This is a genomic window from Pseudomonas sp. PA-5-4B, from assembly GCF_021606215.1.
GTDB classification, from domain to species: domain Bacteria; phylum Pseudomonadota; class Gammaproteobacteria; order Pseudomonadales; family Pseudomonadaceae; genus Aquipseudomonas; species Aquipseudomonas edaphica.
Genome location: NZ_WKDB01000032.1, coordinates 1 through 25,365, shown reverse-complemented (window position 1 = coordinate 25,365; position 25,365 = coordinate 1). Strand labels below are relative to the sequence as shown.

The window sequence follows — 25,365 nt, the reverse complement described above, 5'->3', positions numbered from 1 at the left end:
AATCAAGGAGTTCCTGTGAGTGAAAGAACATCTTTCGCCATTTCGCGCATGATGCGGCCACGCGCGAAACGCTCGACGAAGGCATGGCGCGGGCGCGTCATAATATTGAGAGTCTTGAAGGACTGGATCCCTGCGGCGGCGTCACACGGCGCAAACACGGCAGCGTTTTCAATATGTTCAGAGACAAAACTGGCTGCGTAACCAGAGATGCCCGCCCAGATCGGTTTGCCCAGTGCAGCGTATTCAAAGACTTTTGATGGCAAGACTTTGCGGAAGGCGTCGTGGTCGTTCAAATGCAGGAAAAGCACATCCGCCGACTGATAAGCCTCGATCAATTGTTCGCGCTTGACCGGTTTCAAGAGTTCAACGTTAGTACAGGCGTGAGTGACAATGGCTTGTTTTAAAAGCTCGATCCGGCCTCCGTCGCCGATCACGCGGAATCGCACCTTCCCTTCAAGTTGTTTGGCCAGTTGGGGGATAATGTTGTGCAGCCCCTGGCCTTCACCGATATTTCCCGCATAGACAATGTCCAGGATCGGGCTGGGCACCTTTTCTTCAGCGACGGGTTGCGCATCCAGGAATTCGCCATCGATGCCATTCGTATAGGTGGAGTAGCGTTGGTCGGGATAGCGTGATTTGAAGTAAGGAAGAAAACCTTCAGAGACCAGGTTGACCTTTTGCGCCGAGTGAATGGTAAAACGTTCAACCAGCGATAATAAGGGTTTAAGCAACCAGACTTTTTCTTTGGACAGCACATCCTTGATCGTGTCGACAAAGATGTCGCGTATATCCAAGTAGAGCGGCGTTCGTTTTGTGCGTGCGATCACCGCTCCCAGCGTAGCGGTCATCAGGCGTGAAGAAGTCGCATAGACAAGATCGTAGTCTTGGTTTCGCACAATCTTGCGTGCAGCGTTGGCATACACCAGAAACGCTCTTGCTTGATCGACCATCCCGCTCTTGTGGCCAGGCAGGGCCACTCGGCGGATGGTGAGCCTCGGGTGCTTCTCCAGTTCCGGGGCTTGACTGCTGAAGGAGCTGTAGCGATTCGGCAGGGTTGTGATCAACTCAATATGGGCGTCTGCAGGGAGTTGCTCCAGAAGTGCGTCTACCAGTGCTGTCGTGCGGAATGAACCGGCTGACAGATCAGGCTGGTAGTAAAAGCTCAAAATCAAAAGTTTCACGTAAGCCTCACCAGGTTATGCGGGTGGTCAGTTTGTCTGTCGACATTTCAGCGACGATGCACTGATTGGGAACAGACTTGCCGAATTCCGGATGCCATGTGGAAGACACCACATTGATCCGGGTTGCGCCCTCTAGTGTCGCGACAGCGACCTGACCGCCGGGCAGGGTGATCGTTACCGTGTTGCCTTGTTGAGTGATACGGATATCAGGGTGTAAAAATAGCCTTGATACAGCTTGATCGAATGTGCCGGAGACGGAATCTATCACCTGTAATTCACCGGCCATCGCAACCCACTCGCGAACGTGCAGGTTTTTCCCCGGTAGACGCAGGTAGCCGTCATGGCTGCCGCTGATACGTACGGTATCGACTGTTTGTTCCAGCTTACCCACGGTGGTACGTGCGCGCCGTGCGACCCTGAATCCGGCCCAGACTTCAGATGAGTTTTCACCGTTCACTTCTATTGTGTTGTGCGCTGCCGTGCTGCGTTGCCGTTGACGTTCCGCGTCTTCGCCGTATTGAGACGTTCCAGAGTTGACGAACACGCGCTGTCCAAACAGGCTGAGTTCGAAGCTCAGGGTGTCCGCATGGGTATGACCTGGCTGGTAATCAGGCGCAACCTGCGCAAGGTTCAACAATGCTTTGCACTGATCGCCAAAATTGATCGCCACGTAGCCACTTTCAACCTGGTGTACAGCTGCAATCGTAGCGGTGGGCATGTCATTGGGCGCACGGCATCCCAATTCAAGCGCGTACGCCTCTATATCGAGCAGTGTGGGTGCAATGCCGAATGCCGAGTCATTAAAGAACGCAATGCCACCGTCCGGGTGCTGGAGGCTGCGTAACCAGACCAGGCCTTGCTCAATCTGGTGTTTCCATTGGTTTTTGCGAATGTTAAGTTCCGGCAGCTCGGAGTGAGTGGCCAGGTTCAGCAGGTCGCAGATGTCCCAAAGAAGAGACGCGTGGTACATGGGTGAAAGTTCGAAGTGCGCACCGTCCGCCAGAAACTGCTCCTTGATTTCCTCATCAAGGATCTTCAAACCCTTGGACAGCCAGCTGTCTGCCCGATCGCCGTTCAGAAAGCTCCCGGCAAACACCAGTGCCTTGCCATTCACGAACAAATGGTTAGCGAGAATGTGATATTCGATCTGTTCAGACAGCGCGTGGGCCTGTGTAGCCAGGCTGTCCAGCCAGTGCGGTTCCAGGCTCGGTTGTTGTTGCAGCCACTTGATCAGATTTACGATGCGCAAAGAGAGCGTATAGGGTTCCCAGCCGCATCCGTGAAAGGGGGCGTTGTTTGTGATCCAACTGTTGACCAGGCGCGTGTCGAAGTCTCTTCGGTCTTCGCCTGAAGAGGCCAGATGATCCAGATAATGCAGGTTGTATTGCCAAATTTTCGGGCGTGTCTGATCGTGCCAATCAATCGGCGCCGTCAGGCCCATGAATTCAAACTGTTCGTCGGCACCGAAGCGCGAGGCACACCAATGGGGAGCCTTCGCCAGGTTAATTCCGGGGCGCCGGGTAAAGCCTTGTGCCGAAAAAGGCCGAACTTTAGCGAAGCGATAGTAAAGACGGTAAACAACCTGCTTCAATCGCAGCATTTTAACGGTGTGGTAGAGCTTGATTATTCGTTGCATCAACGTCCTGCTTAGGTCAGTCACTTGAAAGTTAAAGTAGTGAGTATTGACTGACGCCAGTTAAGGGAAATTTATTTTCAGCCAGCGCTCGAAGTACAACACCTGCCAGAGTTTGTAGGTGTTGTTTGCGCTGCCTGAAAAATGATTGTTCACTAATTTTTCCACCTCTCCTCGGGCCACATAGGTGTAGATGCGCTCGAACTCGGCGAGCAGGCGTTGTTGGCCTATGCGTTGAATAATGCCATCCAGAGGTGGGTTGAAGCCTGTTTTGGGGCGATCAACCAATGAGGCGGGAAGCAGGCTTTTCAGGAGCTGTTTGAGTGGGGCCTTTGGCGCTCCGCCTTTAAGCAAATCTGCACTTGAGGTTGCAAGACCGCTGGCCACCACACGCTCGTCCAGCAACGGAACGCGCAGTTCGATACTGGCCAACATACTGGCCTTGTCCGAGACACTCAGGTTATGGCTCAAGAAGCCTGTCTGGTCAAAATGCTGTGCACATTTGACTTTGTCTTCAACGGCGCCGCTGTACTGATCCATTACGCCGGACAGGCGTTGCTTGTAGTGTCGTTCAAGCTCGTTGTAGTCACGAAAAAAGCCCTGCAACTCTTGGCGGGAGAAGTACCCCAGCATGCGCGAATACGCCAGGGGCCAATAGTTTTCCTGAGCATAGGACACCAACCGTTCGAACTTTTTGTCGAGCCGCTTTGGAAATAACTTGAGTTTTAGCAGTGCACTTAATACGGGATACAGCAGCCTGATGAGTGTGTGATGCTTGAGTACTGTGTAGCGTGGGTAACCTGCAAACGCCTCATCTCCGCCCATGCCACTGAGCATGACGGTATATCCACTTTTCCTGGCTTCGGTGGACAAGCGGTAGGTTGCCCAGAACGTATAGTCGGATACCAGTTCTTCGGTGTTGGCAGCGACGAAGTCGATGGACTCGAAGGGGTCTATATCTGAGTCGAGAATCTCCGTGACCACCAGCTTTTTGCCAAGGTGTTCGGCGATCCTGGCGGAAAACTTCGTATCGACAGCGGAGTCGTCCGTTGCGTCGTACTGTGCAAAAAATAAGTCAGCATCACCGGTGAAACTTGCCAGGATGCTGGAGTCTGCGCCACCACTGAAAAATACCCCGACCGGGACGTCCGCTTCCAATTGGCGCGTCACGGCAGAACGCACATCCTGCACGAGGCTTTGCTCGGTCTTGAAGTTCATGGCGCTCTGGTAACGCTGGGTTGTCATCTTGCCGGTTGCCAGGTCGAACGCCAGGTAACTACCGGGCATCAGTTTCTTGATGGATGTGTAGCCGGTGTTGGGTTCGTAGAGAAAGCCGTTGTTGAAAAACTCAAAGACATCATCAGGGTCTATGTCGGTGTTTACCTGCGAAAAACATTTCAGGCCGCGGATTTCTGAGCAGGCGTAGAAGCCGTCGACGCCGGTGTAGCAATACACCGGCTTGATGCCAACGACGTCCCTTACCAGAAAGGTTTTTTGGCGCGGCTCATCCAATATGACAAACGTGAACATGCCTTCAAGCAGTGCAAAGGCCTGCTCTTGATGTTCTACGTACAATTGCAGGATAACTTCGGTATCGGAGGTGCCTTTGAAGGTATAGCCTTTTTCGATCAGTTGCCGGCGCAATTCGTGATGGTTAAACACCTCGCCATTGAACACGATACTTACACCATGATTGTCGGCAAACATCGGCTGGCTGCCAGTCGGTGACAAATCCAGGATGCTCAGCCTGTTGTGTCCTAGCCCTACCTGATAGCCCGCGACACTGGCGAAATAGGTGCCGGATGCATCCGGGCCACGGTGCCGTGTAACCGCCAGGCTTTTTTCCATTTGGACCTGGGTCTCGGGTACACCGTCTTTGACTGCAAAAAAGCTGAGGCCACACATTATACCGACGTCTCCCTGGTGTCTTTGACGACCGTTTCCGGCCTGGTGTTGGAGAGTGACGCTGTATGCCCGTCAGGCAAGGCGGTACCCATCATTTGATTTGAATGCTTATGCGCCAGCATTACGCCCCAAGCTGCTGCGAGCAGTAAGTTGAAAGAGATCAGGCGAAACACCGCGAAGAACAACCCGTAGATCGCCAGCGTTATGACCGCCGTGCGAATCACGGTGAGGTGAGCGGGGTCGGATTTCAGAGTGGTGAACCGATATAAAACGGGAGCACCGAGGACAGTGATGTACATCAGCAGCCCTAAGACGCCGCCGACCATCAGCATGTACAGTGGCCAGTTATGGATATAGCCAACTGACTCCGTGAATGAATCACCGCCGGGCTTCTCCCAGCGCATCTCGTGTTTGATCCCGATACCATTGCCCAGCGCGGGGTGGTCCTGAAACATGCGCCAGGCGATTTTATATTCCTGTACCCGGGAAGAGACGTTGAAGTCCTGCTTCTCGTTGGCAGCGGGCTTGGACTCGGAGACTACAGGCACCGCAGCGTCAGGTTGCGTGTGTTTCTCTCCCATGGACGCAATGGAAGAGGTTGCGATAGGTAATGCAGTATTCGCCAGGGAGTTCATGCGCCCGAGCCATACGTCTTGCATGCCGGTGGCAAAAATAAACACAAGGCAAAACAGCGCTTGAATGACAATGCCGGATACTACTTTTAGCCATAAGTGCCTGCGCGCGAAAAAGGTATAGAGCGCGAACAAGCCAATGACGAGAAGTGCACTGATCAGCATGCTTCGTGTGAATGTGATCAGCACGGCGGCTGTGCATAGCAGCGATATCAGGCCACTGATCCATGCAACCCTTCGGTCAGGGGTCAGCGTGCCGACGACATAGCCGAGCACCATGCCCAGCGGCAGGATCGCGTCGGTTGCTTGCGCCAGCACCATGGTGATGCGATCACGCATTGGGCCCTGTGCGTTAACGTTGCGCAGCGCTTCTTCATAAGGGATTTTTACCATCTCCCCGTTGACCTCAAGGGTCCAGTACGGCTGCCACAGACCGTGATAGAAGTAATAGAAAACGATGTAGCCTGCGGTCAATAAAATCAGGGTTCCCACCGAAGCGCCGAGCCAACGAACGTTGTTTTCTTCGCGGCCTACAAGAGCGCAGATCGGGATCAGTGCATAGATAAACAGAAAGGGCACGACCCCTCTGAGCCAATCAGTCATCGGAACATGGTGGTACATCGCTACAACCAGGTTCAGCACTAGAAACCCAAGGCCTATTAGCAATGGCGCGGCGAACAGGCGCAGGACCGATGTAAAACCCAGAGTACGGAGCAATTTGATCAATGCGCTGAGGAATACCGCCACCAGCAGGGCAGCAAACGCCACTTCCTGAGCGCCCAACGAAGTGGGCGCGGGGTGGAGAGCAAAGGCCAATGGGAATAGCGCCAATAAACCCAGCCAAGGCGACATGATGGCCGTCAATACCAATAAAGCGCTGCCGATAATGGCCGTGTAGAAAAGCACGCCAGGATCCAGCATAAATAAAATGGCGATGAGCGCTGCCGCCGTGATCGCCATAGAATTTTTTACGCAGTCAGGTTGACGCATTGCGGTACTCCATTGTTCAAGGGCGTATGGCTTTATAGTCGCTGGCTGTTTGTCCAATCACTTTTGCGGGTATTCCCACAACGATTGAATTATCAGGCACGTCTTTCAATACGACCGCTGAAGCGCCAATTTGACAGTTATTGCCGATGACGATATCGCCAATGATCTTTGCCCCGGCCCCTATGTAGCAGTTGTCACCGATGACGGGGCAGCGATTGATCTCGCTGGTGACATAACCCTCAGCGGCGCCGATGGTGATGCCTTGGCCCAGCACACAGCCGTCGCCAACCTTGGCATTTGCGTGCAGTACAACGCCGATCGCGCCATAGGCGAATATCGTGCCCCTTCCGATCGTTGCGGTAATTGGAATGTAAGAGTTGAACAGTAGGAAAATCACATTTCGAACAAGGCCTGGTAATAACGGCACTCGACGCCGGTGCAGCCAGTTTCCAACTCGATAAAGTTTTACTGCGTTCACGGTTAAAACCTCAGCGTGCGAAGATCAGCGGGTCGAAGCTGGAGTGCTCCCACTGCAATGATCATGAGCGAGCACATATACAGCACGGCCCAGACCAGGCTGATGTGTGTCAAAAAGATAGTCAGGGGAGAGAGTAAGGCGACCCAAAAAACTACCGGCAAGCGAATGCCAGGACGGCAGCTTATGTGCAGGAACAACAAGTAGGCCGAGAACCCGATAGCGTAGAACAACTGTGCCTGGTTCAAGTCTTTGACAAACAGAATCATGCTCGTTATGGCCAGTGGCGCAATGACAAGGTTTGCCACGATGACTTTACGGTGCAGGCCGGAGGCGACCAGATAGCGCTCTGTCACCACTGCCCAGTACAGCACTGGCAGGCAGGGCAGCATCACCAGATAGTTCGAGTACTGAGGGAACAGCCAAACCGCTGCGTACCCCGATAAGCCTACCAACGCGAAGTAGAAAATAGCGATCGACGTGATGATTCTATATTGCGCTTGGCGTTGCCCGCCCGAGACGAAGGCGACAAACACTGCCCTGACGTTGATGGGGAACAGGCTGGTAGCGGATTGAATGATCGAGACGATGACCCTGAACAATCCAAGGTCGCGCACGGGCAGGCTCTTGGAAAGAATGAAGGGCAAGATGTTGGTGAACAGATTGAACACCAGGGTGATGGATATCATTCTGGGTAATAACAGCAGCACACCTTGGCAGGTCTGCAGCAGCTGTTTGCCGACGGGCAGTTTCGCACCTTTGAAAAACAGCACCGCTACCGCAAACGCGCACGGAATCAAGTTGGTCAGAATCAGTATGTCGACGATAGTCAGCGAGACTATTTGTTGGTAGCTGATAAACAGGAGCGTGAAAAACACGCCAAGAAATAGCACCAGGTAGGCCACGATCCAGCGTTGCAGGCGTAGCCCGAACAGCGATAACAGGCATGCCGAGCTCAAAAGCATCACCCCAAGCAGGAGTGGGTTGCCAATGTGGTCAATCAGGTTCACAGCGCTGAACAGTACAAAAATCAGTACGGCCATAAATAATGAAGTCACCAGAATGTACTCGGCCTCCACGGTGGCAATCAGCTGCTCATTGACGATATCCAACAGTTTTTGAAATAAAAATACCAGCACGTTGGCCTTGATGAATGCGCCGTACGCTTCCAAGCCGTAAAGTCCGGGAATCACAAAGTTAACAACCAGGCCACTTATCAGTGTCAGCACCTGGATCAATAAATTGACCATGCCAGAACCTCTTGAACCTCATCATGACAAATGCAATTGCATGATCATTTAACAAACGTGCCCAGCTCGGTGCTCGGAAACCGACGCAATACTAACGGCTTGCGTCGATTAAGCGGTATTCATCAAGCTTTTTTCAAGCCCACACACCGCGTGTGTCGATGACTTTGAGCGAGGACAGGCGTGCGCCCGGGATTTTCTTGAATACGCTGTGATCGACCAGCAGGACAATCACGTGCGCAGATGACAGCGCCTGATCGATTCCGCTCAGGGTTGCAATACCTTCAAGGCGAGCCGGCAGGTGCGCGATATTCGGTTCAATCGCCAGAACAGTACCGGGATGGGACTGGGCAATGTGTGCGGTGATCTCTAAGGATGGACTTTCACGCAAGTCGTCGATGTCCGGCTTGAAGGCCAGCCCGAGGCAGGCAACCGTAACGTCCTTGGCGGTTTTCGACGGATGTTCCTGCAGGAATTGACCGATAGCCAGTTGAACCTGCTCCAATACCCACTTTGGCTTGCTGTCATTTACTTCCCTTGCGGTGCGGATCAGGCGTGCCAGGGCGGGCGTTTTGCTGACAATGAACCAGGGGTCGACAGCGATGCAGTGACCGCCCACACCGGGGCCAGGTTGCAGGATATTAACGCGAGGGTGGTGATTCGCAAGGCGGATCAGCTCCCATACATTGATGTTGAGTTCGTCGCAGATCATCGACAGTTCATTGGCAAACGCGATATTCACGTCGCGAAAGCTGTTCTCTGTGAGTTTGCACATTTCGGCGGTGCGGGCGTCGGTGATGATGCATTCACCCTCAACGAATGTTTTATATAGAGACCGCGCAGCTTCTGAACATTTGCTGGTAAGCCCGCCGATGATGCGATCGTTTTCGATCAACTCCCGCAGTACGTGACCCGGCAGCACGCGCTCAGGGCAATGCGCTATGCGGATGTCCGACTCTGCGCCATGGGTTTGCGGAAATGTCAGGTCCGGACGGGCTTCTGCCAGCCAGGCAGACATTTGCTCGGTAGCCCCGACTGGGGAGGTTGATTCCAGCACGACCAAGTCACCCTTTTTCAGGACGGGAGCAATGGCTCGGCTGGCTGATTCGATGTAGGAAAGATCGGGTTCGTGATCGCCCTTGAACGGTGTCGGGACGGCAATCAGGAAGGCATCGGCCGGCTCTGCGGTTAGAGTTGCCCGCAAATAGCCTTCGGTAACGGCGGCCCGTACGACGATATCCAGATCCGGTTCGATAATATGGATTTCGCCGCGGTTGATGGTTGCAACTGTGTTCGGGTTGACGTCGACGCCAATGACTTTTTTCTTACGTGCAGCGAAAACAGCTGCCGTCGGAAGCCCTATATAGCCGAGGCCGACTACAGAAACAGTTTCAAAGCTCATGAATTAGCCTTTTTAATTCGTGAAAGTACATCGAGAATTCGTGCGGATGCTTTTCCGTCACCATAGGGGTTGTGAGCGAAGCTCATCTGGCCATAGGCTTCAACATCAGTCAGCAAGACTCTCAAGTTAGAGGTAATGGCCTCAATTTCAGTCCCGACAAGTTTGACTGTGCCCGCGTCAACCGCCTCTGGACGCTCTGTGGTGTCACGCATCACCAGCACAGGTTTACCTAAAGAGGGGGCCTCTTCCTGAATGCCACCTGAATCACTCAAAATTAGATAAGAGCGATCCATCAAATACACAAAGGGCAGATAATCCAGGGGTTCGATCAGATGGATATTCTGGATGTCGCTGAGCAGGCGATTGACTGGCTCGCGTACATTCGGATTCAGGTGAACGGGGTACACAATCTCGACATCGGGGAACTCCAGGGCCGTATTGATCAAGGCCTGGCAGATATTCTCAAAGCCACCGCCGAAACTTTCGCGGCGATGACCCGTGACCAGGATCACTCGCTGGCAATCGCCCAGAAACGAGAACTGCTGGTGAAATTGCTGTTGCAGGGCCGGACGGGTCTTGATTCGGCCCACCACATCCAGCAACGCGTCAATGACAGTGTTGCCGGTCACATGGACGCTTTGGCTTGCGACCCCCTCTCTCAGCAAATTCTGCCTGGACGTTTCAGTGGGTGCGAAGTGCAATGCCGCAAGAGCGCCAGTCAGCTTGCGGTTTGCCTCTTCAGGCCACGGAGAATAGAGGTTTCCGGTGCGCAGGCCGGCTTCGACGTGAGCCACAGGAATTTGGTGATAGTAAGCGGCCAATGTGGTGGCGAACGTCGTCGCTGTGTCGCCATGGACCAGGACAATATCCGGTTTGAAGGTTGCGAAGACAGTTTTCATTCCCTGCAAGATGGCACTCGTGACATCGGTCAGATCCTGGCCGGACTTCATGATGTTCAAATCGAAATCAGGCTTGATTTCAAAGAGACTGAGCACTTGGTCGAGCATTTCTCGGTGCTGTCCAGTCACGCAGACCTTGGCAGTGAAGCGCTCATCTGCTGCAAGGCTCAACGCCAAGGGAGCCATTTTGATTGCTTCAGGTCGTGTGCCGAATACACACAGGGTTCTTAAAGTCATCGCAACACCGCTACTTAAAGTAAAATTCAATGCACGCTTACGTCATAATCCGCGGATTAGGGTGCCGTCAGTTGTGATACGTTTTTGCACACGCTATGCCAGGGCGCAGGGCCGCGGGACAGCACAATCAGATAGTGGAAACATGACATCTGATAGTTGTGCATGCGTTATTTTTTGGAATTCCACTCGCAGGCAGTTGCAGGCCCGTGAGTTGAGGTTCGTGCGAATTCCAAGCCATTTGCCTGGGTCTAGTGAAAATTCTCGGGCGTCCTCCTTTCGTCCCGTTTGGCAGTGCGTATGTACACCTGCGATGATCACTCAGCAAGTAGTGCGCATACTCTAAAGTATCCCTCCCATTCGGCTCCAAGGCAAAAATTGGCTTGCATTGGGGCTGGTTAGTTTCGTTAAAACATGATCGCGGATTAGCATCTCTATGATTAAAGTCAACCGTCAAGTGCGGGTGATCCGGTCATTATTTTGTCGCGGCGGATGCTTACAGATTTTTCCTACAGCGCTTTCCGCTCTAGCGGCGCAGGTGAACGCGTTGCGGAGTATAGCCTCTTTAGGCGTGTTTTTTCCAAGATTGGAATGGAACAGCTGTTCGACTGGCTCTAAAAGGGCATTCGCGGGACGTTCTAGATTAAGGGACTTAGAGTCCAGCTATACCATTAATGAACATCGACGGTGGCATCAGCCTCTCTCGTATTGTTTTAAGGGTGACCATTTTTGTTACATTTTGCTATACGATGCTGTTGCTGTGCTAGCTAATGATACGGCTGCAACTCAACGTCTCGGGCCAAGCCTAGCAGCTTGTCAGGTGTTCGCCATTTTTTGTTCGTGAGCGCTCGAACCCCGCGGTTTCGTAGGGGTCAGTGCCTACCCGTCCTGGTTTTTTTTGGGGCTGAGAAAGGATTTCAAAGGATTTCCGACACAACAAGGGTATCATCCCATCTATGGTGTTTACTGTAGGTGTCGAGTACCACCGTGGTATTTTCTGTACAGAATAGGGGTTATTAACCCAAGGAAAGGTCGTCAAAGGAGTGCGATTTTTCTGAAAGGAGATTTTCATGCAGTTGCCACGTCTGTACGATTTTTGTTCAGTGCGGGTTATTCATTGTGGATCGCTATTTTCGTCTATTCGCGGGCAGGGTTTTGATTCTAGGAGCGTGGAAAAGTGTTGGAGAGGGGCATGGATAAGATGAGAGTTTTTTTATTAAATCTGCCGCGCCGCCACAAGCGCATTCTTCAGGTGCTTGTTGATATTGTACTGGTGTGGATTTCATTATGGTTGGCCTTCGTCGTACGGCTTGGAATTGCCGAGATGGAACAACCGATCCAGCGATACTTATGGCTGTTCGTGAGCGCTCCGGTTATTGCCATTCCCCTGTTTGTTCGCTTTGGCATGTACCGCGCCGTCATGCGTTACTTTGGTAACGATGCACTTATTACTATTATCAAGGCGGTGAGCCTTTCTTCACTTATTCTTGGCTTGGCTGTCTATCTTTACAGCAACCATCAATACGTTGTTCCACGCTCGGTTATTTTCAATTATTGGTGGTTGTGCCTGGTTACCGTAGGCGGGTTGAGACTAGCGATGCGCCAGTACTTCATGGGGGATTGGTTCTCTGCAGCACAGCATGTTCCCTTTACCAATCGTGATGATGGCTTGACGAAAGTTGCCATTTACGGAGCCGGCTCGGCGGGTAATCAATTGGTTGCTGCGTTGCGCATGGGGCGTGTCATGCGGCCGGTCGCCTTCATCGATGACGACGGGAGTATCGCAGGTCGTGTCATCTCTGGGCTGCAGGTGTTCAAGCCCAAGCATATTCAGCAGATGATCGACACAACAGGCGCTCAGCAGATATTGCTCGCAGTGCCTTCGGCGGGCCGCGGGCGCAGGCGTGAGATTCTCTCGAACTTGGAGCGTTTTCCGCTGCATGTGCGCAGTGTTCCGGATTTTATGGACCTGGCCAGTGGCCGCGTCAAGGTCGACGATATTCAGGAAGTCGATATTGCCGACTTGCTGGGGCGTGATGCAGTGCCAGCCCAGGAAGACCTGCTTGCACGTTGTATCGTTGGCCAGTCGGTCTTGGTCACGGGAGCAGGGGGGTCGATCGGGTCTGAGCTATGCCGGCAGATTTTGACGCAGAAACCCAAGACCTTACTCTTGTTCGAACACAGCGAATTTAACCTCTACAGTATCCTGTCCGAACTTGAACACCGCGTTGCGCATGAGTCAATGCCCATTAAGTTATTGCCTATTCTGGGTTCGGTACGCGACGAGAATAAATTACTTGATGTTATGAAGAGCTGGCACGTCGACACGGTTTATCATGCGGCTGCGTACAAGCATGTGCCGATTGTCGAACACAACATTGCCGAAGGTGTCTTGAATAACATCATTGGTACTTTGAATACCGCCCAGGCAGCCTTGAAGGCCGGTGTGGTGAACTTTGTGCTGATTTCCACCGACAAGGCTGTTCGCCCCACTAATGTGATGGGGAGTACCAAGCGCCTTGCAGAATTAGCCCTGCAAGCCCTCAGCGTTGAAAAAGCGCCGGTGATGTTTGGCGACAAGTCTGGCGTGGCCCGCGTAAACAAAACGCGCTTCACGATGGTCAGGTTCGGCAATGTACTGGGTTCTTCCGGCTCAGTGATTCCGCTTTTTCACCGGCAGATCAAGGCAGGCGGTCCATTGACCGTCACACACCCAAAAATTACGCGTTATTTCATGACCATCCCCGAAGCGGCCCAGCTGGTGATCCAGGCCGGTTCCATGGGGCAGGGGGGGGACGTGTTCGTTCTGGACATGGGTGAGCCCGTAAAAATTGTAGAGCTTGCGGAAAAGATGATTCATTTATCCGGGCTGAGTGTACGCACGGATAAAAACCCTCTCGGGGATATCGCGATTGAGTTCACCGGATTGCGGCCAGGCGAAAAGCTTTACGAGGAGTTGCTGATCGGCAACAACGTCGTCGCTACCCAGCACCCGATGATTATGAGCGCCAACGAGGATCACCTTGCGTGGGACGTACTCAAAAGCAAACTGAGCGAATTGCTCGGCGCGGTGAGTGAGGACGACTACACCCGTGTGCGTCAGATCCTGCGCGAGACAGTCAGTGGCTACTCGCCCGACGGCGAAATCGTCGATTGGATCTACCAGCAGCGCCGTTTGGAGCCGTGAGTTAACACCCTGTTACTCACCCGTTTTTGACTCTCTCCCCACATCGCCTAAGTTAGAAAAGCAGCTTTTGGAAAGCTGCTTTTCTTCTACCGTTGTCATGGAGTGTCACCAATGCAAAACGCCTATATTTCTTCCCTGATCTTTGCAGTCCTCACCAGCCTCTCCGTAGCAACCACCGCAGCCCCCTCCATCAAACCCGAAGCCCCGGCGCCTATCACGGCCCAGATGGCTAACGTCGAGCAATCCACCAAGGTCAATCTCAACACCGCCGATGCTGAAGTCCTGCGCCGCGACCTGTTCGGTATTGGCGCCGCCAAGGCCAAGGCGATCATCGCCTATCGCGACAGCAACGGGCCTTTCACGGCGGTAGACGAGTTGCTGGAAGTCAAAGGCATCGGCAAGGCGTTGCTGGAGAAAAACCGCGACAGGCTGGCAATCAACTAAGGGTGTAAATCCTGGGCAAGAGGCCGGTCATTGACCGGCCTTCTGTTTGTCCGAGACCTGTTCTTTCAAACACCCGCGTACCACTTCCATGATATGGGCTGCCAGTTCCGGGTTTTCGACGCTTCTGGCCAACACCAATGCGCCCACCAATGTCGACATCAGTACCAGGCTCTCGTGTTCCCCCTTTGGGTGCTCCAATGCTGAGTCGATCTGCGTCAACCTGGCTTCAAGTACCGCATCCGTTACCGGACTATGCTGCCCTCGCAGGCCCAGCTCCGACGACATCGTGGGCAGCGGGCAGCCTTCACCCGGCGAGGTCTGGTGCCATTGCGAAAGGTAACTGTCGATGAACGCATCCAGCGGCCGTTTCTGGCTGAACAACATTGCGCAATGGGCATCCAGCTCTGCGGCGGCGGCCAGAAGGGCTTTGTCCACCAGTTCATCCTTGGACTTGAAATGCGCGTAGAACCCGCCGTGTGTCAGGTTCAACGCTTTCATCAAGGGCTGCAGGCCGGTGGCGCCAATACCATCGCGGCGAAATCGTACGGAGGCTTCCTTGATGATGCGTTGGTGAGTCTGGGCTTTGTGGTCTGTTGAATAACGCATAGGACGGCCTCGAGAACGAGTGCGCATTTTAGCGGAGTCGAACCTGTTTACCCATAGAGACAGTATTCAGCGGGCTTGGCATGAAAAGTGATTACATCCGTTGCATGAATTGTTCAACAATCGAGGTGCCATGATGACGCTCAGCTTGTCTCTAGCCGATCAGATTGCCCTTGAACTGCGCGCCGACATCATGAGTGGGCGGCTGCTGCCAGGTGTGGCGCTGGTCGAAGTGGACCTGGTCAAGCGCTACAACGCCTCGCGCAATACCATTCGCGAAGCGTTACACCGTTTGGGGCAGGAGGGGCTCACCCGTTATGTGCGCAACAAGGGCGTGATGGTCCGGCGTGTGGCGCGCGACGACGTGCGTGACCTGTTCGTGGTCCGCCGTACCCTTGAGCTGCAGGCCATCGCCCAGAGTGGCACGCTGACGGGCGACCATGACGTGCGTATGCAAAATGCCATCGACGCCACCACGCTGGCGCGAGAGCGCGAAGATTGGCGCGCCGTTGCCACTCATAGCCTGGTGTTCCACCAGCACATTGTCGGGTTGATGCGCAGCCCTTTATTCGATGAGTTTTTCGCCCAAGTGATTGCTCAATTGCGCCTGGTGTTTTGTGCGGCGCCCGATGAACAACGTTTTCAGTCGCCCTGGCTGGAGCGTGATCGTGAGATCTACACCTTGCTGGCGCAGGGCAATAAACCAGCTGCGCAGGAGGCGATGAGCCTCTATCTGCACGATTCTGAACAGCTGTCCCTGGCGCTGTTTGATTACCCTTGATGGAGGATTGCACCCATGTACAAAGATTATCCGGCTGCCTATCAGGTCAGCAAAGGCTCGGCGCTGCAAGTGGACACGGCCTTCTACGCACGTATTCGCGACCAGGCGGGTAAACGCACATTGATCGAGCAGTTTGAAGTGCCGATTCGCACGGGCAGGGCGTGGAAAGTGCCGGCCGGGCATGTGTTTCGCGTGACAACGCCGGTAGGGCCACAGGTCGGCGATTTCAATGTGTGGAACGCCAATGACCCGCGCGAACGCCTATGGGCGGCACGCACGCGGCAGTTGCAGGGCGCCCATGTCAGTACCCATGACCGGCTATGGTCGAACCTGCCGTTTCTGCGCCCCTTGGTGACCATCACTGATGACAGCCTGGCGGGCTACGGCATCGATGAACACGGTGGGCGCCTGCACGATTTGCTCGGCACTCGCTGTGACCCGTATGTGAACCGCATGCTCACCGGCGAAGACTTCCACCACCATTGCCATTCCAACTTGACCCGCGCCGTGCTGCCCCATGGCCTGACCGAATTTGACGTGCACGATGTGCTGAATATTTTCCAGTGCACCGGTCTTAATCATGACGACATGTACTTCATGAAAGCCTGCCCGGCGCAGAAGGGCGATTACCTGGAGTTTTTTGCCGAGATTGATTTGCTCTGCGCATTGTCGACGTGCCCGGGCGGGGACTTGTCGCTACCGATGTGGGGGCCGGACGCACAAGACCCATTGACCGTGTGCCGCCCGCTGGGCGTAGAGATCTATCGCTTGGAGGAGGCGTTGCTCAACGGCTGGAGCCAGCCTGAGCGTGCTGCCTACAAGGGGCAGCACGGCTTGCATATTGCCAAGGCAGCCTGGGAATAACCTGCTTCAGCGGTCCTGCGCATCCTTGGCGTCCGCCTGGGCGTTGCGCTCGACCACGCGTTTGCGTTGTTCGTCGGTGAGTTCCACCTTGTTGGCGCTGTCACGCAGCATCAGCAGCCCACCGACGATCGACCCGATCGCTACCACTAAAATCAACCACGCATACCACGGCATAAGGCTCTCCTTGAGGCGGACCAGCGTCGGAGGATGTTCCCACGCTAATAACGGCTTTGAGTAACAGGCGTTCTGAGTAGTTCATTGTAGGCCTGTTCCGCCTCGTTAACCTTAGCGCCCGGTCAACATCGCATCAGCCGGTGCGTCGGCACGGTCTTGGGCGGTCAGCTGGAAGTAGATGAACCCCGCCAGCATAAAGCCCAGGAATATCAAGCCGATCAGCGCATTGAACCAGGCCATGGCCACCAGGCACACCAGCGCCAATACCAGCGCAATAGCCGGCACGATCGGATAGCCCGGTGCGCGGAAGGTGCGTTCCAGCAGCGGTTCGGTCTTACGCAGCTTGAACAGGCTGAGCATGCTCATGATGTACATCACAATGGCGCCGAACACCGCCATGGTGATCATCGCTGCGGTCAGCGTCATGCCACCCAGGTTGATCAGGCCGTCGCTGTAGATCGCGGCGATACCGACCACACCGCCGGCGATAATGGCCCGGTGCGGTGTTTGAAAGCGCGACAGTTTGGCCAGGAACGGCGGCAAGTAACCAGCACGGGCCAGGGCAAAGAACTGCCGCGAATAGCCGAGGATGATGCCGTGAAAGCTTGCCACCAAGCCAAACAGACCAATCCACACCAGCATGTGCAGCCAGCCGGAGCCGGTGCCCACCACACTTTTCATCGCCTGCGGCAGCGGGTCGTTGATGTTCGACAGGGTGCGCCAGTCGCCCACGCCACCGGCGAAGAACATCACGCCCATGGCCAGGATCACCAAGGTCAGGATGCCGCTGATGTAGGCTTTTGGAATAGTGCGCTTGGGATCTTTCGCCTCTTCAGCTGCCATGGCTGCGCCCTCGATGGCGAGGAAGAACCAGATGGCGAAAGGAATGGCGGCAAACATCCCGGCAATGGCCGGTGCGCCAAAGGTGTCGGAACCCGCCCAGCCGTTCAGGGCAAAGTTGCTGAAGCTGAACGCCGGCGCGACCACGCCCATGAACACCAGCAATTCAGCGACGGCGAGCACGCACACCACCAGTTCAAAGGTCGCGGCGAGCTTCACCCCCAGGATATTCAGGCCCATGAACACGATGTAGGCCCCCACAGCCGCGTGTTTCGGATCGAGTGCCGGGAACTGCACGTTCAGGTAAGCGCCGATGGCCAAGGCAATCGCGGGTGGTGCGAAGACAAATTCGATCAAGGTCGCCAGGCCCGCGATCAAACCGCCTTTCTCGCCAAAGGCGCGACGGCTGTAGGCGAACGGCCCGCCCGCGTGAGGAATCGCGGTGGTCAGTTCGGTGAAACTGAATATAAAGCAGGTGTACATGGCGGCGACCATCAACGAGGTCACCAAAAAGCCCAGCGTGCCGGCCACGCCCCAGCCATAGCTCCAGCCAAAGTATTCGCCGGAAATCACCAGCCCGACGGCAATGCCCCATAAATGCAGGGTGCCCAAGGTGGGTTTGAGTTGTGTGTTCATCGTGTGGCGCTCCCTGAACGGGTTGGAATGATTACTGGGTGTTGCAGCGGCCATGCCATTGCGCGAACTCATGTCGTAAAGGCGCCGAACTGTCGCCATGGGGACGGTTTGGCGTTTGAATTTTTTCGGCGTCGCACCAGATGGGTGCGGTGGTGGCCTCACCGACGCCATCGCGGGCAAGCCCGGCTCCCACAGGGAATGCATTTCAATGGTGGGAGCCGGGCATGCCCGCGATGAGGCCCGCCCGGGCGCTGAAAATCCCCCTGTAAACCCCGCATAAACCCACTCTTTACGCCGTCTTTACGCCCCGCCCATACCCTCGCTCTCGTTCCTTTACGCCACTCCTGCCGACAATTGCCCCACACGCGGCAATCGCCGCAAAACGGAGAGACTTCCATGAGTGTTCTGGACGGGGTGTCACTGCTATTGGCCGTGGCGCTGTTCATTTATCTGCTGGTTGCGCTGTTACGCGCGGATCGGAACTAGGAGCAGGCTATGCACAGTTATGACTATTGGCTGATCATCGCCTTCTTTGCCGTGGTGCTGGTGCCGGCACCGTTCCTGGGGCGGTTCTACTACAAGGTGATGGAAGGCCAGCGCACCTGGCTCTCGCCCGTGCTCGGCCCTGTCGAGCGCGGCTGTTATCGCTTGTCCGGCGTGGACGAGCACCAGGAGCAGAGCTGGCAGAAGTACACGCTGGCACTGCTGGCGTTCAACCTGGCCGGTTTTGTGTTGCTGTTTACCGTGTTGTTGTTCCAGGAATATCTCCCACTTAACCCGCAGAAATTGCCGGGTCAGGAATGGACGCTGGCCTTCAACACGGCGGTCAGTTTCATGACCAACACCAACTGGCAGAACTACAGCGGTGAAGCCTCCCTGAGCTATCTCAGCCAGATGATCGGTCTCACCGTGCAGAACTTCGTCAGCGCCGCCACTGGCCTGGCTGTGCTGGTCGCGTTGTGCCGTGGTATCGGGCGTAAATCCACCAAGACCCTGGGCAACTTCTGGGTCGACATGACCCGCGCCACCCTCTACGGCCTGCTGCCGATGTGCCTGGTGTTCGCGTTGTTCCTGGTGTGGCAGGGCGTGCCGCAAACCTTCGCGCACTATGTGAATGCCGTGACGATGCAGGGCGTGGACCAAGTGATCCCACTCGGCCCGGCAGCCAGCCAGATTGCGATCAAGCAGTTGGGCACCAACGGTGGCGGGTTCTTCGGTGTCAACTCGGCGCACCCGTTTGAGAACCCGACTGCCTGGGCCAACCTGTTCGAGTTGTCGGCGATCATCCTGATCCCGGTGGCGCTGGTGTTCACCTTCGGCCATTACGTGAAAGACCTGCGTCAGAGCCGGGCGATCCTCGGTTGTATGCTGGCCTTGTTCCTGATCGGCGGCGCGACCTCGCTGTGGGCCGAATACCAGCCCAACCCCACCCTGAACAACCCAGCTGTTGAGCAAACCGCGCCGCTGGAAGGTAAAGAGGTGCGCTTCGGTACCACTGCCACCGTGTTGTGGTCGGTCACCACTACAGCGGCGTCCAATGGTTCGGTCAACGGTATGCACGACAGCCTCAACCCGCTGAGCGGCATGGTGGCGCTGGTCAACATGATGGTCGGCGAAGTGATCTTCGGCGGCGTCGGCGCCGGTATGTACGGCATGTTGCTCAACGTGTTGATCGCGGTGTTCCTCGCCGGCCTGATGATCGGCCGCACCCCGGAATACCTGGGCAAGAAGCTGCAGGCCAAGGAAGTGCAATTGCTGGTGGTGACTTTGCTGGTGATGCCGATCGGCACCCTGGTACTGGGCGCCATCGCCGCCAGCCTGCCGGGTCCGGCGGGGGCCATCAGCAACCCCGGCCCGCACGGTTTCAGTCAATTGTTGTATGCCTACACCTCGGCCAGTGCCAACAACGGCTCGGCGTTCGGCGGCTTCAGTGCCAACACCACGTTCCACAACCTGATGATGGGCCTGGGTATGTTGATCGGCCGCTTCGGCTACATCCTCCCGGTACTGGCCCTTGCCGGCAGCCTGGCGATGAAGAAAACCGCACCGATTGGCCAGAACAGCTTCCCGACCCATGGCCCACTGTTCGTGACCCTGTTGACCGTGACCATTTTGCTGGTGGGCGGCCTGACTTTCCTGCCGACGCTGGCACTGGGCCCAATTGCTGAACACCTGAGCATGGCTGCTCCTAAATAAAGAGCTAGAGGGGATATGAAAATGAATATGCCTGCAAAAAATGCGGCCCCTGTGAGTTCTCAGGAACCGGCCAAAACCGCCATCTCCGCTCTTTGGCGTCCGGCGCTGGTCCAGGCTTTCGTCAAGCTGGACCCACGCCAACTGCAACGCTCGCCGGTGATGCTGGTGGTCGAGTTGACCGCCATCCTCACCACCGTGTTGTGCTTTGTGCCGGACACTTCGGTGCCGACCTTTGTGGCGGTACAAATCGCCGTGTGGCTGTGGTTCACCGTGCTGTTCGCCAACTTTGCCGAAGCCTTGGCCGAAGGTCGCGGCAAGGCCCGCGCCGACAGCCTCAAAGCCGGCAGCGAAGGCCTGAGCGCCCGCCGCAAAGAGGCCGACGGCAGCTTCAAGGTTGTGCCGGCCACCAGCCTGCGCAAAGGTGATGTGGTGCGCGTCGCGGCCGGGGAGATGATCCCCGGTGACGGCGAGGTCATCGAAGGTATCGCGGCCGTCAACGAGGCGGCGATCACTGGCGAATCCGCACCGGTTATCCGTGAATCCGGCGGCGACCGTTCGGCCGTCACCGGCAACACGCGGCTGGTGTCGGACTGGTTGCTGATCCGCATCACCGTCAATCCGGGCGAGTCCACGCTGGACCGCATGATCGCCCTGGTGGAAGGCGCCAAACGCCAGAAAACCCCGAATGAAGTGGCGCTGGATATCCTGCTGATCGGCCTCACGCTGATCTTCCTGCTGGTGGTGGTCACCCTGCAGCCGTTCGCCCACTTCGCCAATGGCAGCTTGCCGCTGGTGTTCCTGGTCGCGCTGCTGGTGACGCTGATTCCGACCACCATCGGCGGCCTGTTGTCGGCCATCGGTATCGCCGGCATGGATCGCCTGGTTCGCCTCAACGTCATCGCCAAATCCGGGCGTGCGGTGGAAGCTGCGGGTGACGTGCATGTGCTGCTGCTGGACAAGACCGGCACCATCACCTTCGGCAACCGTCGCTGTGCAGCCGTGATCGCAGCGCCTGGCGTCAGTGGTCGCGACCTGGCTGAAGGCGCGTTGCTGGCGTCCCTGGCGGACGACACGGCGGAAGGCAAATCCATCGTCGAATACCTGCGTGCTTTGCACCCTCAGGCCGAGCCAACCCTGGAGGAGCTGACCTCCGTGCCGTTCAGTGCCGAAACGCGCTTGTCCGGTGTCGACTACCAAGGCCGTGTGTTCCGCAAAGGCGCGGTCGATTCACTGCTGGCGTTTATCGGCCAACAACGCCGTGACCTGCAGCCGGCACTCTCGCGGGAAATCGACAAGATCGCCCAGAGCGGCGGCACGCCATTGCTGGTATGCGCCGATGGCAAACTGCTCGGTGCGATCCACCTCAAGGACGTGGTTAAACCCGGCATCCGCGAACGCTTCGCCGAACTGCGCAAACTGGGGATTCGCACCGTGATGGTCACCGGCGACAACCCGTTGACCGCCGCCGCGATTGCCGCTGAAGCGGGCGTGGACGACGTGCTGGCCGAAGCCACGCCAGAGAAAAAACTCGCCCGCATTCGTCACGAGCAGAACGACGGTCGCCTGGTTGCGATGTGCGGCGACGGCGCCAACGACGCTCCGGCGCTGGCCCAGGCCGACGTCGGCATGGCGATGAACGACGGCACCCAGGCCGCTCGCGAAGCGGCCAACATGGTCGACCTCGACAGCGACCCGACCAAGCTGCTGGACGTGGTGCAGATCGGCAAGGAACTGCTGGTGACCCGCGGTGCGTTGACGACCTTTTCCATCGCCAACGACGTGGCTAAATACTTCGCGATTTTGCCGGCGCTGTTTGCCTCGATCTACCCGCAGTTGGGCGTGCTCAACGTGATGCATTTGCAAAGCCCGCAGAGCGCGATTCTCTCGGCGATCGTCTTCAACGCGCTGATTATCGTGGTGTTGATTCCCCTGGCACTGCGCGGTGTGCGCGTACAGGCGGCGAGTGCGGCGGCGTTGCTGCGCCGCAACCTGCTGATCTACGGGTTGGGCGGGCTTTTGGTGCCGTTCGTGGGCATCAAGGCGATCGACATGCTCCTGACCGCGCTGCACCTGGTGTAACTGGATCGCACTTTTTGTGGAGAGGGAGCAAGCTCCCTCGCCACAGTGGTTACTCGATTTATTGAGGATTTAAAGATGACTAACATGATCCGCCCGGCCCTGAGCCTGCTGGTCCTCATGACCCTGATCACCGGCGTTGCCTACCCGCTGGTGGTCACCGGTGTCGCCCAAGTTGCGTTCCCCGACCAGGCCAACGGCAGCCTGGTGCGTGACGCCGAGGGCAAAGTGCGCGGCTCCAGCCTGATCGCCCAGGATTTTACCGGTGACAGCTGGTTCCACCCACGCCCATCGGCTGGCGCGTTTGCGACGGTCTCCAGCAGCGCCAGCAACCTGGCCCCAAGCAACCCGGCATTGGCCACGCGTATTTTTGATGACGCGAATAAACAGTTGGTGCCAGGCCAGGGGCCGGTGCCTTTGGCCTCCCTGACTACCTCCGGCAGCGGCCTTGATCCGCACTTGCCACCGGCGGCGATTGCCTATCAACTGGCGCGAGTGGCGGCGGCGCGAAATGTGCCCGTGTCTACACTGCAGCGCTTGCTCGATGAGCACATCGAAAGCCCGCTGGTGGGGCCGCCGGTGGTGAATGTGCTGGCGCTGAACATGGCGCTGGAAACGTTGTAAACCGTGGTGCCGTTATCGCGGGCAAGCCCGCTCCCACAGGGAAATGCATTCCAAATGTGGGAGCAGGCTTGCCCGCGATGACGGCCTGAAGGATTCCAAATAAACACCTGAAGGAACTCCAAAGCATGAGCGACTCCGGCCGCGCCGATGCCCTGTTAGCCGATCTGCCACGGGACGGCCGTGGCCGGCTCAAAGTCTTCCTCGGTGCGGCGCCCGGTGTGGGCAAGACCTACGCCATGCTCCAGGCCGCCCACACCCAACTGCGCCAGGGTGTGCGCCTGATCGCAGGCGTGGTGGAAACCCACGGCCGCGCCGAGACCGAAGCCTTGCTCAGCGGCCTGCCGCAGCAACCCTTGCTGCGCAGCGAATACCGTGGCGTGATGCTCGAAGAAATGGACCTCGACGGCCTGCTCGCCGCCAAGCCCAAGCTGGTGCTGGTGGATGAGCTGGCCCACAGCAACGCCCCCGGCAGCCGCCATGAAAAACGCTGGCAAGACATCCAGGAACTGCTCGCCGCCGGCATCAACGTGTTCACCACGGTCAACGTCCAGCACCTGGAAAGCTTGAACGATCAAGTGCGTGGCATCACCGGCGTGCAAGTGCGTGAAACCTTGCCCGACTGGGTGCTGCAAGAGGCCGACGAACTGCTGCTGATCGACCTGCCGTCCCGCGAGCTGCTCGAGCGCCTGCGCGACGGCAAGGTGTATGTGCCGGAACAGGCCCGCGCCGCCATCGACGCATTCTTCACCCAGACCAACCTGATGGCCCTGCGCGAGCTGGCCATGCAAACCGCTGCTGCGCATGTCGATGACGATTTGGCCCAAGGCTACCGCCAGCTCGGTCAGGCCGCCCCGGCGGTGCGCGGGCGTTTGCTGGTGGGCGTGGACGGTGATGCGCAGGCCGAACGCCTGGTGCGTCACGCCAGCCGCGTGGCCCAGCGCCGGCATTTGCCGTGGAGCATGGTGCATATCGATAACGGCCGTGCGCACGACGAGCAATCGCGCCTGCGCCTGCAGAACGCCCAGCAATTGGCCGAACGGCTGGGCGGCGAAGTGGTGTTGCTGCGCGCTGGCGAAGTGGCCAAGACGCTGATCCAGCATGCCGCCGAACGCCGCGCCAGCCTGCTACTCGTGGGGCAGTCGCGGATGCGCTGGCGGCGCAGGCTGTTCGGAGGGGGTTTGGCGGCACGCTTGCTGCGCAATGCGCGGGGTTTGGAGATCAACGTGCTCGACAGCGACGACATGCCCGCGCCGCCACGCCTGCCGGATGTGCGCGGGCTGGTGTGGTTCGACTATGGCCTGGCGGTGGTTGCAACCATCGTCGCGGCGGCGCTGGCCTGGGCGGTAGCCAGTGTGTTGCCGCTGCCGAATATCTCATTGGTGTTTCTCGCTGCGGTACTGCTGGTCGGTGTGCGCAGCAGCCTGGGACCGTCGCTGGTGTGTGCGGCGCTGTCGTTCCTGAGCTACGACTTTCTGTTTATCCCGCCGAAATTCTCCTTCGCCATCCAGCGTGAAGAAGACGTGCTGACCCTGTTGTTTTTCTTGCTGATGGCGGCGCTGACCGGCAACCTCGCGGCGCGTCAGCGTCGGCAGTTGCAGGCCTTGCGCGACACCCAGGAAGAAACCAGCGAACTGCTCGACCTGTCGCGCAAACTCACTGCGGCCACCGACCGCCAGGCGGTGATCAGTGCAGCGGCCCATCATCTGGACGGCTGGAGTGATCTGGACCTGTGTCTGCTTAATCGCGACGGCCAGGGCGGCTGGAAGGTTGAAACCGGCACCGCGCTGAACCTCACCGAAGCCGAACGCGCCGCCGCCGATTGGGCCTGGCAGCATGATCAACCGGCTGGCATGGGCACCGGCACGTTGCCGTTTGGGCGTTGGTGGTGGTGGCCGCTGTCGGGCGAGGAGGGGCCGTTGGGCCTGCTAGGCGTCAGCCCCAAACCCGGCCTGGAATTGAGCGGCCAACGCCGTCGTCTGCTCACCGCATTGAGCCAGCCATTGGCCCAGGCTCTGGCGCGCGCACAGCTGGCGCAGGAGCTGGAATCGGCGCGCCTGCACGGCGAAACCGAACAACTGCGCAGCGCCTTGCTGGCCTCGGTGTCCCACGATTTGCGCACGCCGTTGACCTCGATGCGCGGCAGCATCGACAGCCTGCTGGCGCTCGGTGAAGCCATCCCGCTGGAAGACCGCCGCGAATTGCTTGAAGGCACTCGCGATGAAGCCGAGCGCCTGGACCGCTATATCCAGAACCTGCTGGACATGACACGCCTGGGTCACGGCGCCCTGAAGCTGGCACGCGATTGGGTCTCGCCGGGTGATATCGTCGGCAGCGCCCTGGGC

At 57.0% G+C, this 25,365-nt stretch carries 20 protein-coding genes; 9 read left to right on the top strand and 11 right to left on the bottom strand.

From position 1 onward, the window contains the following. Positions 1-2: 2 nt before the first annotated feature. From GIW28_RS17035 to wecB, 8 genes are all read right to left on the bottom strand, one after another. Positions 3-1,181 (bottom strand): glycosyltransferase family 4 protein, encoded by a 1,179-nt coding sequence (locus GIW28_RS17035; protein WP_017136097.1) that lies wholly within the window; start codon positions 1,179-1,181, stop codon positions 3-5. Positions 1,182-1,188: 7 nt separating this feature from the next. After that, positions 1,189-2,817, bottom strand: coding sequence for a heparinase II/III family protein (locus tag GIW28_RS17030; protein WP_236447220.1), 1,629 nt, complete (start codon positions 2,815-2,817; stop codon positions 1,189-1,191). 60 nt (positions 2,818-2,877) lie between these two features. Further along, complete coding sequence (gene asnB, locus GIW28_RS17025; protein WP_268938775.1) at positions 2,878-4,719, bottom strand: asparagine synthase (glutamine-hydrolyzing); 1,842 nt, start codon at positions 4,717-4,719, stop codon at positions 2,878-2,880. Further along, on the bottom strand, positions 4,719-6,341 hold the full coding sequence (locus GIW28_RS17020) for an O-antigen ligase family protein (protein WP_236447222.1): 1,623 nt from the start codon (positions 6,339-6,341) through the stop codon (positions 4,719-4,721). The genes asnB and GIW28_RS17020 overlap by 1 nt, the downstream gene beginning before the upstream one ends. A gap of 16 nt (positions 6,342-6,357) precedes the next feature. Continuing rightward, complete coding sequence (locus GIW28_RS17015) at positions 6,358-6,819, bottom strand: serine O-acetyltransferase (RefSeq protein ID WP_026013606.1); 462 nt, start codon at positions 6,817-6,819, stop codon at positions 6,358-6,360. Between the two features lie 2 nt (positions 6,820-6,821). After that, positions 6,822-8,066: a hypothetical protein gene (locus GIW28_RS17010; RefSeq protein WP_017136092.1), complete on the bottom strand. Its 1,245-nt coding sequence runs from the start codon at positions 8,064-8,066 to the stop codon at positions 6,822-6,824. A 133-nt stretch (positions 8,067-8,199) separates the two neighbouring features. Next, positions 8,200-9,465 carry a UDP-N-acetyl-D-mannosamine dehydrogenase gene (gene wecC / locus GIW28_RS17005; protein ID WP_099549091.1) on the bottom strand — a complete coding sequence of 422 codons (1,266 nt, stop codon included), beginning with the start codon at positions 9,463-9,465 and terminating at the stop codon, positions 8,200-8,202. Next, positions 9,462-10,601: a non-hydrolyzing UDP-N-acetylglucosamine 2-epimerase gene (gene wecB / locus GIW28_RS17000; protein WP_099549090.1), complete on the bottom strand. Its 1,140-nt coding sequence runs from the start codon at positions 10,599-10,601 to the stop codon at positions 9,462-9,464. The genes wecC and wecB overlap by 4 nt, the downstream gene beginning before the upstream one ends. A gap of 1,189 nt (positions 10,602-11,790) precedes the next feature. Between wecB and GIW28_RS16995 the strand changes: the two genes are divergently transcribed. Then, positions 11,791-13,785, top strand: coding sequence for a polysaccharide biosynthesis protein (locus tag GIW28_RS16995; protein ID WP_099549089.1), 1,995 nt, complete (start codon positions 11,791-11,793; stop codon positions 13,783-13,785). Positions 13,786-13,896: 111 nt separating this feature from the next. Next, a complete protein-coding gene (locus GIW28_RS16990) occupies positions 13,897-14,229 on the top strand; it encodes a ComEA family DNA-binding protein (protein ID WP_017136089.1) in 333 nt (110 codons plus the stop codon). 27 nt (positions 14,230-14,256) lie between these two features. Here GIW28_RS16990 and GIW28_RS16985 read toward each other — a convergent pair whose 3' ends face one another. Then, on the bottom strand, positions 14,257-14,835 hold the full coding sequence (locus GIW28_RS16985) for a TetR/AcrR family transcriptional regulator (protein ID WP_099549088.1): 579 nt from the start codon (positions 14,833-14,835) through the stop codon (positions 14,257-14,259). Between the two features lie 133 nt (positions 14,836-14,968). Between GIW28_RS16985 and GIW28_RS16980 the strand changes: the two genes are divergently transcribed. Together GIW28_RS16980 and GIW28_RS16975 are read left to right on the top strand one after the other, a co-directional pair. Beyond that, on the top strand, positions 14,969-15,613 hold the full coding sequence (locus GIW28_RS16980) for a GntR family transcriptional regulator (RefSeq protein ID WP_236447522.1): 645 nt from the start codon (positions 14,969-14,971) through the stop codon (positions 15,611-15,613). 15 nt (positions 15,614-15,628) lie between these two features. Further along, positions 15,629-16,477, top strand: coding sequence for an urea carboxylase-associated family protein (locus GIW28_RS16975; protein ID WP_236447520.1), 849 nt, complete (start codon positions 15,629-15,631; stop codon positions 16,475-16,477). A 6-nt stretch (positions 16,478-16,483) separates the two neighbouring features. On the opposite strand, the gene GIW28_RS16970 is transcribed toward GIW28_RS16975, so the two are convergent. Next, on the bottom strand, positions 16,484-16,651 hold the full coding sequence (locus GIW28_RS16970) for a DUF2897 family protein (RefSeq protein WP_017136085.1): 168 nt from the start codon (positions 16,649-16,651) through the stop codon (positions 16,484-16,486). Between the two features lie 111 nt (positions 16,652-16,762). Next, positions 16,763-18,127, bottom strand: coding sequence for an ethanolamine permease (eat, locus tag GIW28_RS16965; RefSeq protein WP_017136084.1), 1,365 nt, complete (start codon positions 18,125-18,127; stop codon positions 16,763-16,765). Positions 18,128-18,523: 396 nt separating this feature from the next. Here eat and kdpF point away from each other — a divergent pair, with 396 nt between their 5' ends. The 5 genes from kdpF to GIW28_RS16940 form a co-directional block, all read left to right on the top strand. After that, positions 18,524-18,613, top strand: a complete 90-nt coding sequence (gene kdpF / locus GIW28_RS16960) for a K(+)-transporting ATPase subunit F (RefSeq protein ID WP_003218754.1) — start codon at positions 18,524-18,526, stop codon at positions 18,611-18,613. A 9-nt stretch (positions 18,614-18,622) separates the two neighbouring features. Beyond that, the gene (gene kdpA, locus GIW28_RS16955; protein ID WP_017136083.1) at positions 18,623-20,323 is read left to right on the top strand and encodes a potassium-transporting ATPase subunit KdpA; all 1,701 of its coding nucleotides are present in this window, start codon (positions 18,623-18,625) and stop codon (positions 20,321-20,323) included. 21 nt (positions 20,324-20,344) lie between these two features. Then, a complete protein-coding gene (gene kdpB / locus GIW28_RS16950; RefSeq protein WP_236447519.1) occupies positions 20,345-22,402 on the top strand; it encodes a potassium-transporting ATPase subunit KdpB in 2,058 nt (685 codons plus the stop codon). A gap of 75 nt (positions 22,403-22,477) precedes the next feature. After that, positions 22,478-23,023, top strand: coding sequence for a potassium-transporting ATPase subunit KdpC (kdpC, locus tag GIW28_RS16945; protein ID WP_017136081.1), 546 nt, complete (start codon positions 22,478-22,480; stop codon positions 23,021-23,023). Positions 23,024-23,148: 125 nt separating this feature from the next. Continuing rightward, positions 23,149-25,365 (top strand): sensor histidine kinase (locus GIW28_RS16940; RefSeq protein WP_236490403.1); only part of this gene is annotated, 2,217 nt, incomplete at its 3' end.